The 13,184-nt window shown below is 66.4% G+C and carries 9 protein-coding genes and 1 tRNA gene; 9 read left to right on the forward strand and 1 reads right to left on the reverse strand.

Annotation, left to right across the window (positions count from 1 at the left end; genetic code table 11):
* Positions 1-38: 38 nt before the first annotated feature.
* From EKM57_RS12320 to EKM57_RS12335, 4 genes are all read left to right on the forward strand, one after another.
* Positions 39-1,679: a long-chain fatty acid--CoA ligase gene (locus EKM57_RS12320; protein WP_129792801.1), complete on the forward strand. Its 1,641-nt coding sequence runs from the start codon at positions 39-41 to the stop codon at positions 1,677-1,679.
* A 106-nt stretch (positions 1,680-1,785) separates the two neighbouring features.
* Positions 1,786-3,009 (forward strand): GNAT family N-acetyltransferase, encoded by a 1,224-nt coding sequence (locus EKM57_RS12325; protein ID WP_129792802.1) that lies wholly within the window; start codon positions 1,786-1,788, stop codon positions 3,007-3,009.
* Complete coding sequence (locus EKM57_RS12330; RefSeq protein ID WP_129792803.1) at positions 3,006-3,869, forward strand: cupin-like domain-containing protein; 864 nt, start codon at positions 3,006-3,008, stop codon at positions 3,867-3,869. The genes EKM57_RS12325 and EKM57_RS12330 overlap by 4 nt, the downstream gene beginning before the upstream one ends.
* Complete coding sequence (locus EKM57_RS12335) at positions 3,866-4,855, forward strand: polysaccharide deacetylase family protein (protein ID WP_129792804.1); 990 nt, start codon at positions 3,866-3,868, stop codon at positions 4,853-4,855. Before EKM57_RS12330 ends, EKM57_RS12335 begins: the two co-directional genes overlap by 4 nt.
* Here EKM57_RS12335 and EKM57_RS12340 read toward each other — a convergent pair.
* Positions 4,822-6,477, reverse strand: coding sequence for a M28 family metallopeptidase (locus EKM57_RS12340; protein ID WP_129792805.1), 1,656 nt, complete (start codon positions 6,475-6,477; stop codon positions 4,822-4,824). The genes EKM57_RS12335 and EKM57_RS12340 overlap by 34 nt on opposite strands.
* 252 nt (positions 6,478-6,729) lie before the next feature.
* Between EKM57_RS12340 and EKM57_RS12345 the strand changes: the two genes are divergently transcribed.
* The 5 genes from EKM57_RS12345 to EKM57_RS22680 all read left to right on the forward strand — a co-directional run bounded on the left by EKM57_RS12345 (position 6,730) and on the right by EKM57_RS22680 (position 13,022).
* The gene (locus tag EKM57_RS12345) at positions 6,730-6,990 is read left to right on the forward strand and encodes a hypothetical protein (RefSeq protein ID WP_243451017.1); all 261 of its coding nucleotides are present in this window, start codon (positions 6,730-6,732) and stop codon (positions 6,988-6,990) included.
* Between the two features lie 151 nt (positions 6,991-7,141).
* Positions 7,142-7,224: transfer RNA gene (locus EKM57_RS12350), tRNA-Leu, on the forward strand.
* Between the two features lie 60 nt (positions 7,225-7,284).
* Positions 7,285-8,847, forward strand: a complete 1,563-nt coding sequence (gene tig, locus EKM57_RS12355) for a trigger factor (RefSeq protein WP_129792806.1) — start codon at positions 7,285-7,287, stop codon at positions 8,845-8,847.
* 234 nt (positions 8,848-9,081) lie between these two features.
* A complete protein-coding gene (locus EKM57_RS12360) occupies positions 9,082-10,035 on the forward strand; it encodes a glycosyltransferase family 2 protein (protein ID WP_129792807.1) in 954 nt (317 codons plus the stop codon).
* 137 nt (positions 10,036-10,172) lie between these two features.
* Positions 10,173-13,022 carry a TonB-dependent receptor domain-containing protein gene (locus tag EKM57_RS22680; protein WP_305849911.1) on the forward strand — a complete coding sequence of 950 codons (2,850 nt, stop codon included), beginning with the start codon at positions 10,173-10,175 and terminating at the stop codon, positions 13,020-13,022.
* Positions 13,023-13,184 lie beyond the last annotated feature (162 nt).

Below are 13,184 nucleotides of genomic sequence, written 5' to 3' on the forward strand. Positions count from 1 at the left end.
AGATATGCTCCCTGCCAGAACAGAGAGGCGGAGGGGACATGTTCGGAGGAATGCAGGACTGGCCGCTCAGGATCATGCGGCTGCTCGACTATGCGGAACGCGAGCATGGCGGCCGCGAGATCGTGTCCCGCTGGGCCGACGGAAGCACCACGCGCACCGACTGGCGCGGGGTCGCCCGTGACAGCCGGCGCCTGGCTGCGGCCCTCGAGCGCCTCGGCATCCGCCGGGGAGACCGGGTCGCCACCCTGGCGATGAATCACAGCCGCCATCTCGTCGCCTGGTACGGGACCATCGGCATGGGCGGCATCGTCCACACCGTCAATCCTCGTCTCTTCGAAGAGCAACTCGTCTACATCTTCAATCACGCCGAGGACCGGATCCTGTTCTACGACCACGTCTTCGCGCCTCTGGTCGCGAAGATCCGGCCGCAGCTGAAGAGCGTCGAACACTTCATCTGTTTCGATCCTGGCCCGAGCGGTACCGACGCTCCCGCGGAAGGGGAGAGCCGTCCGGGGAACCTCGGGATCGGCTTCGAGGCGCTGCTGGCCGCGGAGAATGGCGACTATCGCTGGATCGAGGGCGACGAGCGGGAGCCGGCGATGCTCTGCTATACCAGCGGCACGACCGGCAATCCCAAGGGCGTGCTCTACGAGCATCGATCGACGGTGCTACACGCCATGGCCGAGGTGCAGCCGGACATATTCGACCTTTCCCGCCGGGCCTGCGTGCTGCCGATCGTGCCGATGTTCCACGCCGCTTCGTGGGGACTGCCCTTCGCGGCGCCGATTGCCGGCTGCAAGATCGTCTTCACCGCCGATTACACGCCGAGCGTCGTGTGCGACCTGCTGCACGACGAGGAGGTCACCCACACGGCCGCCGTGCCGACGGTGTGGCTGGCGATGATGCAATATGCCGACGCGTCGGGCCGCGATTTCGGCCAGCTCCGGCTGATCACGATCGGCGGATCGGCGGCGCCGCCGGCGATGATCGAATATTTCATGAAGCGCGGCATAAGGGTCGGCCACGCCTGGGGAATGACCGAGATGTCGCCGATCGGGACGGTCGGAGCCCCACCCTTCGACTGGGAGGATTTGAGCTTCGACGAGCAGGTCTCGCTGACCTGCAGGCAGGGCAGGGTGCCGTTCGGGGTCGAGATGCGGATTGTCGACGATGAAGGCCATGCCTTGCCGCGCGACGGTCGGAGCTCGGGCCGGCTGCAGGTGCGCGGTCCCTGGGTGGTGGAGCAGTATTACAAGGAGGAGCACAAGGCGATCGACGCCGAGGGCTGGTTCGACACCGGCGACGTCGCCATCCTCCATCCGGACGGCACGATGCAGATCACCGACCGCTCGAAAGACGTGATCAAATCGGGCGGCGAGTGGATCAGTTCGATCGAGCTGGAAAATGCCGCAATGGGCTGTCCCGGCGTCGCCGAAGCGGCGGCGGTCGCCGTGCCTCATCCGAAATGGGACGAGCGTCCGCTCCTGCTGGTCGTGCGCAAGGAGGGCAGCACCGTCTCCGCTCGCGAAATACGCGATCATCTCACCGGCCATGTCGCGAAATGGTGGCTCCCGGACGAGATAATCTTCGTCGAGACTCTGCCGCATACCGCCACAGGAAAGCTGCTGAAGACGGCGCTTCGGGAGCAATATCGGGATTATCGGCTGCAGACGGCCTGACCGGCTGCCGCGGGCTTTCCTGCGGCTGAGACGGGGAGGGCGATATGGGCGCGAACTGCGCCCGTCGACCACCATTCCTTTACCTCTCGACTCTATCCGCGATCCCATGTGTCCGGCAGCCCAGATAGCCCAGCCGCTCGACCGTGCGGGCGAGCCGCCCGTGCGTTCCGAACGGGTCCCCGACTCGCCACCCCGGCGCGTGCCGTCGCCGCAGGAGGTCCGGGTCCTCGTCCGCCCGGCCGCAGCGCTGGACGGACTTGCCGCCGACTGGGCCGAACTGGCCGCCGCTGCGGCCGAGCCCAATTGTTATGCCGAGTCCTGGTTCATCGCCGCCTCGCTGGCGACGCTGGAGAAGGGGCGACAGGTGCGGCTCGTGGAGGTGCGGCGTGGCGACCAGCTGATCGGCATCGTCCCGCTCGCTCTCGAAGACCATTACGGGCGCTCCCCCATGCGCATCGTCCAGAATTGGTGGCACCATCACATGTTCCTGGGCACGCCGCTGGTCCGCGCGGGCGAGGAAGAGGTGTTCTGGGCCAACTTGCTCGGGATGCTCGACGAGGCGGCGTGGGCGCCGAACTTCCTCCACGTGCGAGGGTTGGTCGAGGACGGGCCGGTCCATCGCGGCCTGCGCGATGCCGCGGCAGCGCGCGGCCATGCCAGTCCGATCGTTCATCGCGAGATCCGCGCGCTTCTGGCCAGCGACCTCGATTCCCGAACCTATTACGAGCAGACGGTCCGAGCGAAGAAGCGCAAGGAGATCAGGCGCCTTCGCAGCCGCCTCGACGAACTCGGCGCCGTGCGGTTCAGCCGGCTGACCAGCGCCGACGCGCTCGGCGGCTGGTGCGATTCCTTTCTCGCCCTCGAACGGTCCGGATGGAAGGGAAGGGCAGGCACCGCCCTGGCCTGCGACGCGGCCACCGACGCCTTCTTCCGCCGCGCCGTCGCCGGCGCCTGGAGCGCCGGGCGGCTCGACTTTCTTCGGATGGATCTCGACGATCGTCCGATCGCGATGCTGGTCAACTTCCTCGCCCCGCCGGGCAGCTTCTCGTTCAAGACGTGCTTCGACGAGGAATATGCCCGATTCTCTCCGGGCGTGCTGATCCAGCTCGAAAATCTCGCCGTCCTGGATCGGCACGACACCGTCTGGATGGATAGCTGCGCCGTGGAGAATCACCCGATGATAGACAGCCTCTGGTCCGGCCGCCGCCGGGTCGTCCGAACCACCGTTCGGCTGAAAGGGTTCAGGCGAACCCTGGCCTATTCCGTCGCCCGTGCGCTCGAAGCGGGCTCGCAGGCAGTGCGCCGCTTCGGCGGAAGGGGGATGGCATGAGCGCGCGCGCCTTCGCCGGTCCCGCCCAAGCGGTCTTCGCCGACGCCTATCCCGAGCAGCCGACCCTGCTCGACCACGGCCTCGTCGATCATCCGCTGTTGAAGCTCGACGCACTGGCCGAGCTGGCGACCAGAATCCGCCCGATCGATGCCGAATATAATCGCGGCGACCTTCCGGTCGGAATCGATCCCGCCGACACCCCCTCCAACGGCCTGTCCGTGGAAGAGACGATCCGCTCGATCGAGCAATGCGGTTCATGGATGGTGCTGAAGTTCGTCGAGCAGGATCCCGCCTATCGCGACCTGCTCCACGACACGCTCGCGGAGCTCGAGGACACGGTCCGCCCGTCGACCGGCGCGATGCTCAAGCGCGAGGCGTTCATCTTCATCTCCTCGCCCGGCGCGGTGACGCCCTTCCATTTCGACCCCGAGCACAACATCCTGCTTCAGGTTCGCGGCACCAAGACGATGACCATTTTCCCGGCGACCGACGAGGCGCTGGTGAGCGGGGAGGCGCACGAAGCCTTCCACGCCGGCGGTCATCGCAACCTGCCTTGGCGGGACGATTTCGCCGGCCGCGGCGAACCCTTCGCGCTGGAGCCCGGCAAGGCGGTCTACGTCCCCGTCAAGGCGCCGCACTGGGTCCGGAACGGGCCGGACGTTTCGATCTCCTTCTCGATCACTTGGCGATCGGAATGGAGCTATCGGGAGGAATATGCGCGCCGGATGAACGCGCTCCTACGCCGGAGCGGACTTCGGCCCGCCTCGCCGAAGCGCTATCCCCACCAGAACCATCTGAAGTCATTCGGCTACCGGGTCATCGACAAGGTGAAGCGGACAACCGGGCTGGCAGGATCGTGATTCCCGAGCTGCTCGTCGTCGTCGACACGGAGGAAGATTTCGACTGGAGCGCGCCATTCTCGCGATCCGCGGTCGCAACCCGCTCGATACCTGCCCAGGCGAGGGCGCACGAAATTTATGACCGCCTCGGCGTCGTTCCGACCTACGTCGTCGACTATCCGGTCGCCAGCGACCCGGTCGCGTCCGGCTATCTCCGGACGCTGCTCGACGCCGGCAAGGCGGAGATCGGCGCCCACCTCCATCCCTGGGTCACGCCGCCGCACGCGGAGGAGGTGAACCCGCGCAATTCTTATCACGGCAACCTTCCCCCGGAGCTCGAGCGGGCCAAGATCGAGACGATTACCGACGCCATTCGCGGCGCGTTCGGAGAAGCGCCGACCATCTTCAAGGCGGGGCGCCACGGATTCGGGCCCCACACCGCCGCATTCCTGGCGGAACTCGGCTACAAGGTCGACTGCAGCCGGCTTCCCTACGTCGACCTGAGGCATGACGGCGGTCCGGATCATCGTCGCGCGCCGGCTTATCCCTATTGGCTGGACCGGCCCGGCGGCCTGCTCGAAGTTCCTCCGACGGTGGGTTTCTTCGGCGCCGCGGCGGGCCTGGCGCCGCGCTTCGGCGGCCTGTTCGACTCGCGAGCGGCCGAACGGCTCCACTTGCCGGGACTGTTGGCGCGGGCCGGCCTCGCCGCGCGTTCGCGCCTGACTCCCGAAGGTGTCTCGGCCGACGAGCAGTGCCGGCTGATCGCGGCAATGGCGCGGCGTGGCCATCGGACCTTCAGCCTGGTCTATCACAGCCCGAGCCTGCAGCCCGGCCACACGCCCTATGTCCGGACCGAGGCGGACCTTGCCGCTTTCCTCACCACGCTTGAAAAGGTGCTGCTCTTCTTCCGCGACCGCATGGGTGGCCGCTTCACCACCATCAGCCAGGTCTATCGGGACTATTCGGCGGCGCGTCAGCGTGGCGCGGCGGACCGGCTCGCGGCCTGACCGGGCGCGGCAGGGCGCTGCGCCCTTCGTTGCCCCTCCGCGATGGCGTCGCCGAAGAAGCTGTCGGAATACCAGAGCGGCGCTTCGGGCTCGTCGGCAATCTCGCGGGCGATCAGATAGTTGAGCTGCGCAAAGCGCGCTCCGGCGTCCCAGTCGAACGGCAAGGCAAGGTCGTCGCGCGGACTGTGATAATATTCTCGCAGGAACTGGGTGAAGCGGTCGCGGCCCTCGCCGGCGAAGCCGGTCATCAAAAAGACCGAAGGCACTCCGACCCGAACGAATCCATAATGGTCCGAACGGGTGAACAGGCCTTCGTGCGGCAATGGATCGGGCGCCAGCTGGACGTTCATCCGGGCCGCTGCGCGTTCGACGATCGGCCCCAAGGTGCTGTGCTCGGCCCCGAACGCGATGACGTCGCTGAAATCGTAGGTGAGCACCGGCATGTCGAGATTGACCACCGCGACCACCCGACCGTCCGTCACCGGGTTGCGGGCGAGATATTCGGATCCGAGCAGCCCGACTTCCTCCGCGGTCACCGCCGCGAACAGGATGGGCCGGCGCGGCGGATTGCGGCGCATCTGCTTCGCCACTTCGATGAGGGTCGCGATTCCCGTCGCATTGTCCATCGCGCCGTTGCGGATCCGATCCTCCAGCCCGGCCTCGTCGCTGACGCCGAGTCCGTCGAGATGCGCCATCAGCAGCACATACTGGTCGGCCAGCGCCGGGTCGGAACCAGGCAAGACTCCGACGATGTTGGGGCTGGTGAAGCGGGTGGTCTCGGCCGGGTCGCGATCCACCCGAGCCGTCGCCGCGAGCGCAAAGCCGGCCGGCCTTTCCCGCTCGCGAGCCGCCTCGCGCAGCACTCGGGAAAGGCCTTGCGGGGCTCCTTCGAACAGTGCCTCCGCAACCGGCCGGTCCACCGTGGCGACGAAGCGCAGACCATGTGAGGAGAAAGGTTGCCCCTGCGCGTCGACCCAGGTCGTGCCGGGGCTGTCCGAGTAGTTGACCAGCCGTTCCCACGGGGTCCGCTCCGCGTCCGCGTCTCTGCGGACGATGATCAGGCCTACGGCGCCGCGCTCGGCCGCCATCCGCGCCTTCTCCGCATTCAGGTGCGCGCCGACGTCGCTCGGCGTGCCGGACGGATAACCGTTCAGCACCACGACGATGCGGCCGCGCGCGTCCAGACCGCGATAGTCGTCGAAACCCCGCGAGGGCAGGTCCAGGCCGTAGCCGGCGAAGAGGAGCGGCGCTTCAAGCGAAAGCGGCTCCTGATCGGGACTCGGCCGCATGAGGATGTCTGTTTTGTGGGTGAAGGTGCGCCCGCCGATCGTCAGGCGGGGCGTTCCGCTCGTGGCGTAGCGAACCAGCTCCACCGGCTGAAACCAGCTGTCGCCGGCGCCGGGCCGCAGGCCGAGCGACTCGAGCTGGCTCGCGACGTACCGGGCGGCGATGTCGTAGCCCGGCGTCCCCGATTCGCGGCCTTCGAGCCAATCGTCGGCCAGGAAGGCGACATGGGACCGGAAGGCCTCGGGAGAGAAGGTCGCTTCGCTGGGCGCCTGCGCCGTTGCAGCGACGGCAGAGAGCCATGCCGCGGCAATGGCCAGAAGGGTCCTGAACGACATCGAAGAATCTCCCGCGAAGACGGCCTCTGCAAGCCGCTGATCAGGCTATTGATTGGCGCCCCGAAGTCACAATTGAAACACTTTTCCTACGCGCCCGGCATCCCGCAGACACCCGCTTGGCAGAGAAAGGCGGCCATGTTCGCGAGGGGAAGCTGAATGCCACGGAACCGGAATAGTCAGCTTTCGTTCAACTCGTCTATGGAATCTAACCACTCGTCGCACTCACTGGAAGGCGACAAGGGAGTAAAAAAGATGTTGGTCTCGATATTCGGCAAGCAGGGCACCGCCTACCCGCACGACCCCTCGCGGCGCGGCTATCATGTCGTCTACCGCGAGAACGAAGTGAACCATTGCCCCGGCTGCGGTCGTTCGCACTGGTATGTGGGCCGCCTGTCCGCGGAATGCGGCTTTTGCGGCACCGCTCTGCCGCTCGCCGATGCCGGCACCTGGGGCGTCGGACTGGTGCGCCAGCGCGGGCCCGTGCCGCGCGAGGATCTCGCGGACGCTGCCTGAGCTGCCGCCTTCGATTGTTGCCGCCGCGGCCCGGCTCGCTCCGCGGCGGCGCCTCGCTTGATCGGGGCCCGATGCTGACACCCGAATCCACGACCGAGCGTGCTTGCCCTCCCGGCCAGCGCTGCTATAGACGCCGCCTTGCCGTGGCCCGGCGGGCGTGGCGGAACTGGTAGACGCGCTGGATTTAGGTTCCAGTGGGCAACCGTGGGGGTTCGAGTCCCTCCGCCCGCACCAGCTTCGCCGCTCACGAGCGCGAAAGCCGCATAATCCTGAAATGAAGGTTCGAGCCGACTCATGCAGACTGTCGAGACGTTGAACGAGGGGCTGAAACGCGCCTTTCGGATCACCATTCCCGCCAAGGATATTGACGCGCGGGTAGACCAGGAACTGAAGTCGATCGCGCCCCAGGTGCGTATGCCGGGATTCCGTCCCGGCAAGGTTCCGGCGAACCTCGTCCGCAAGATGCACGGCGCGGCGCTCGAGCAGCAGGCGCTGCAGAATGCGGTGCAGGAGGGCGTTCAGCAGCTCATGGCCGACCAGAAGCTGCGTCCGGCGATGCAGCCGAGCGTCGAGCTGGAGGAGGGCGGCCCCGGGAAGGATGCCGTCGTCAAGGTCGAGGTCGAGACCCTGCCGGACGTTCCGGAGGCGAAGATCGACGGGCTGAAGATCGAGCGTTTCGTGGTCGAGGCCAGCGACGAGATGATCGACGAGGCCGTTCAGCGCCTCGCCGCCGGCCAGCGCAGCTTCGATTCGGCGCCGGCCTCGCACAAGGCCGCGACGGGCGACCGTGTCATCATCGACTTCGAGGGCAAGGTTGACGGCGAGACGTTCGAAGGCGGTGTCGGCGAAGGCATGTCGGTCGAACTGGGTTCTGGTCGCCTCATCCCCGGCTTCGAGGACCAGCTTGTCGGCGTGAAGGCCAACGATCAGAAGACGGTCAACGTCACCTTCCCCGAAGATTATCCGGTCGACTATCTCAAGGGCCGCGAGGCCGCTTTCGAGGTGACCGTGAACGAGGTCCAGGTCGCCCGCGAGGTCAAGGCCGATGACGAGTTCGCCCAGTCGATGGGCCTCGAGGGCATTGCCCAGCTCCGCGATCTGCTGAAGGCGCAGGTCGAGCAGGAGCTCAATGGCCTCACCCGAACCCACATGAAGCGCCAGCTGCTCGATCAGCTCGCCGCCAGCCACGATTTTCCCGTTCCGGAATCCATGGTCGAGGCCGAGTTCGACCAGATCTGGCGTCAGCTCGAGCATGAGGCGGGTCACGAGGAGGATCCAGCCGCGGCGCGCGCCGAGATGGAAAAGGAGCGCGGCGACTATCGCGCGATCGCCGAGCGTCGCGTCCGGCTCGGCCTGCTGCTTTCGGACATCGGCCAGAAGAACGGCGTCGAGGTCAGCCAGCAGGAGATGAACCAGCTCGTCATGCAGGCGGCCCAGCAGTACAAGCCGGAGGATCGTCAGCGCTTCGTTGAATATATCCGCAACGAGCCGATGGCGGCGGCGCAGCTCCGTGCCCCCATGTTCGAGGACAAGGTCGTCGACTTCCTGTTCGACAAGGCCGAGATCAGCGAACGACCGGCGAGCCGCGAGGAGCTCGAGTCGGCGATCGAAGCCGAGGAAGGCCATGTCCACGGCCCGGGCTGCGGCCACGATCACGATCACGATCATGCCGCCAAGCCCAAGGCCAAGAAGTCCGCGAAGGCGGCCGCGAAGTCCGACGAGGCGCCGGCCGAGAAGCCTGCCGCGAAGAGCAAGGCCAAGGCTGCCGCCAAGGAGGAAGCCGCCGAGGCCGCTCCGGAGAAGAAGCCCGCCGCCGAGAAGGCAGCCGCCAAGAAGCCCGCCGCCAAGAAGGCCTGAGGCTAGCCTTCATTCCGGCCTTACGCCGGAAACGATTGTCCTGGATCGGCTGACGAGCTGACCCGCAAGCCCGTACCTGCTCACAGGTGGCGGTTTGCGCAGCTCGTTCCGGAGGACGAGCAGGTCTCCTGCTTCGCGAACGAGGATGGGCCTTGCGGCGGCGGCTTGATGACGAATTCACCTTTGCCCGCTAGACAGCTCGGCATGGCCCTGTCGAAGCCCGAGGAACCTATCATGCCCGCGGCCCATGGCGCCGCGGTGCTGCGGATCGCCGTGCTGCTTCCCTGCTACAATGAGGAAGCGGCGATCGCGCAGACGGTGGCCGGGTTCCGGGCCTCGCTCCCCCAGGCCGACATCTACGTCTACGACAATAACAGCTCGGACCGAACCCGCGAGGTCGCGGCCGCCGCCGGCGCGATCGTGCGAGCGGAGCGGATGCAAGGAAAAGGGCATGTCGTCCGGCGGATGTTCGCCGACGTGGATGCGGACATCTACGTGATGGCCGACGGCGACGCGACCTACGACGCCTCGGCGGCTCCGATGCTGATAGGCAAGCTTCTCGACGAGCAGCTCGACATGGTCGTCGCCGCACGCCAGTCCGAGATCGAGGAGGCGTATAGACGCGGACATCGCCTGGGCAATCGACTCTTCAACACGCTTCTCGCCAGCCTGTTCGGAAGAACGTTCAGCGACATCTTCTCCGGCTATCGGGTCTTTTCGCGCCGGTTCGCCAAATCCTTTCCGGCGCTGTCGAGCGGCTTCGAGACCGAGACCGAGATCAGCGTTCATGCGCTCGAGCTGGCCATGCCGGTAGGGGAAGCGGTTACCCCTTATGGCGCGCGCCCGGAAGGATCGCATTCGAAGCTCTCGACCTGGCGCGACGGCTGGCGGATCATGAAGACGATCCTCCACCTCTTCCGGACTGAGCGGCCCGTCATCTTCTACGGCAGCTTCAGCCTGTTCCTGGCTACGCTGGCGGTCGTCCTCTCCATTCCGATCGTCGTCACCTATCTCGAGACAGGCCTCGTGCCGCGCTTCCCGACCGCGATCCTCGCCACCGGCCTGATGATCCTTGCGGCGTTGAGCTTCTTCGCCGGGTTGATCCTCGACACCGTCGTGCGCGGCCGGCGGGAGGTGCGCCGGCTCCATTATCTGAGCCTTCCCGCCCCGGGCGTCTCCCGATTGTAGCGTTTCTGCAACGATCCTGAAAAATCCGTCGCTGCGAGCTTTCGGCAGCGTCGTTCCGCCCCCGTCATCCGTTTTCCCCGCACCGCGTGCTGAACGTCGGTAGGCGACGTGCGGCGCCGGCAAACGGGAGGGTTAGCATGACCAGCCTTATGCGCAGAATCCACCAGGGAACCGCCACTTTCGCCATCGCCGCGGCACTCGCCGGCTGGAGCAATCCAGCGCTCGCCCAGCCGAGCACCGACCAACCGGATCCGCTTCCTGAGGATGCCGCGCCCGGCGCCGGAGGCGAGCAGGCGATCCTTATCACCGGTTCGCGTATCCGGCGCGATCCGCTCGACCAGGACCAGCCGATCACCTTCGTCGACCGCGCCGACATCGATCGCACGGGCCTCGTCTCGACGGCCGAGGTGCTCCAGCGCATCCCGAGCTCGGGCGGAGCGCTGAACAGCCGGTTCAACAATAGCGGCAATTTCGGCAATCCGCCCGACGGCGGCGGCGTCGGAGCCGGCGCGGCCGAGGTCGACCTGCGCTATCTCGGCTCGCGCCGCACCCTCGTCCTTGTCGACGGCCTGCGGTTCGTGAACGCGGCATCCGCCAGCGGCGTGCCGGGCTCGACCGACCTCAACGCCATTCCAGAGAACATGATCGAGCGGATCGAAGTGCTGCAGGCCGGCGCTTCGGCCATCTACGGTTCGGACGCGATCGCCGGTGTGGTCAACATCATCACGCGTACCCAGCAGGAGGGTTTCCTCGCTTCCGCGCAACTGGGGCTGTTCGGCCAAGGCGACGGCTTTACCGAGAATTACCAGCTCAGCTGGGGCACCGGCAGCAGCGACGACAGCACGCGGATCGTCGTCGGCGGCCACTATGTCCACCAGAGATCGGTCAGCGCCGGCAACCGGGACCTGTCGCTGTTCCCGACGCCGGGCGCGACCGAATGCGACGACCAGTGCAGCTCGGGAACGCCCGCCGGGCGGTTCATCGTACTCGGCAATGATCTGACCCTGCGAGCGCCTGTGCTCGCCGGCCGTCCGGTCTTCAACCCCGCGAACCCGACCGACCCGGCCAGCGATTTCCGGCAGTTCCAGACCGCCGACCGCTTCAACTTCGCCCCCTACAATTTCCAGCAGATTCCGCTGGAACGCTATGGCGGGTTCGTCAACGTGACGCAGGAGCTCGGCGACGTCGCCAATCTTACGGTCCGGGCGATCTACAACAAGCGCAAGTCCCGCAACCAGGCGGCGCCGCTGCCCCTGTTCGTCGGGCCCGATGCCGGCAACGGCAACCTCCTCGACACGATCGACATCGACATCACCAATCCGTTTAATCCGTTCGGCGTGACGCTCGATCCGTCCACTTATGCCTTCATCGGCCGGCGCGTCGTCGAGGGCGGACCCCGCCGCTACGACCAGGAAGTCGACAGCTATTACGTGTCGGGCACGCTCGACGGTTCGTTCCAGCTGCTCGGCCACGACTGGTATTGGGACGTGAACGGGGTCTGGGGGCGCAACAAGGCGAAGCAGACGGTGCAGGGCAACATCAATGCCGCCAATCTGGCACGGGCGCTGGGGCCGGTGGCGGACTGCACCGCGCCATGCGTGCCGTTCAACATCTTCGGCGGGCCGGGCTCCATCACCCAGGAGATGCTCGACTATGTCGGCTTCACCCAGCGGGACAGCAGCCGTCAGCGGCTCTGGGATGTCTCTGCCAACCTGAGCGGCGGCCTGTTCGATCTTCCGGGCGGGACTGCGGCTATCGCCCTCGGCGTCGAGCATCGCGACCAGACCGGACGCTTCGATCCCGATCCGATCGTCGCGGCGGGCCTGGGATCGGACATTCCGGCGCTGCCGACCAGCGGCGGCTTCAACGTCGACGAAGCTTATGCGGAGCTGCGGTTGCCGCTGCTCGCCGAAACGGATTTCTTTCATCGCCTGGAGCTGACCGGCGCCGCCCGCTATTCGGATTACTCGACCTCCGGCTCCACAACGACGTTCAGCGCCGGCGCCAATTGGGAGCCGATCCCGAATCTTCTGTTCCGGGGGAGCTGGGCCGAGGGCTTTCGGGCGCCGAGCATTGGGGAGCTGTTCGGCACCCCCAGCCGCTTCGATCAGGAGGTCGACGATCCTTGCTCGGACTTCAACAATAGCGGCATCTCGGACGCGGTGCGTCAGAACTGCATCGCGGCCGGCGTCCCGGCGGACGGAAGCTACGTCCAGCTCAACCCGCAGCTTTCGGTCGTTACCGGCGGCAATGAGGCGCTGGAGCCGGAGACCTCGGAAAGCTGGGTTTTCGGCGGCGTCTGGCGACCTTCCTTCGCGCCGCGACTGTCGATCGAGGCAAACTATTTCGACATCCGCGTCGACGGAGCGATCCAGGCGATCGATGCCGAAGTGCTGCTCGGCCGCTGTGCCACCACGGCCGACGAACTCAGCTGCGCCGCCATCACCCGTACGGCATCCGGGCAGGTCGCACAGATACGCGGCTTCCTGCAGAATATCGCCAGCATCGAGACCGACGGGCTCGACGTGACCCTGAACTATCGCAGCCCGGAAACCGGCGCCGGCACGTTCGGCTTGTTCTGGACCAATACCTTCCTGCGCAACTACACGGTCACTGTGCCCGCCACCGAGGGCGTGACCGTGATCGAGCGTGAGGGGACGGAGCAGGGGAGCCCGGACCAGGCATTTCCCAAATTCAAGTCCACGGCGATCCTCGACTGGACGTTGGGCGAGTTCGGCGCCTCGGTCACTGGCCGCTACATCGACGGCGTCGACGAGGCGAACGGCAACCATATGGACGCGGTTTTCTATACCGACGTTCAGATCCGCTGGAATCTCGACGACGGCTTCGGCTTCGCGCTCGGCGTGAACAACCTTCTGGGCGAGGATCCGCCGCCCTGCTTCACCTGCGGGCTCAACAATATCGACCCGACGACTTACGACGTCCCCGGCACCGTCTTCTACGCGCGGGCGACGGTTCGCATGTAGCGCGTCCGGGGATGGATCAAGCAGGGGCCGGGCGCTTCCGGCCGGCCCCTGCCGCCCCTGGCGGAGCAAGGCTGTCTCTCGGTCGTTCATGATCGGTGGCGAGGGGCTTGAACCTTCGTCGCTTTGATCCGATGTTCCTCGCACGCCAACAGATCAGGATTC

This window comes from Sphingosinicella sp. CPCC 101087 (assembly GCF_004151485.1).
GTDB lineage: Bacteria > Pseudomonadota > Alphaproteobacteria > Sphingomonadales > Sphingomonadaceae > Allosphingosinicella.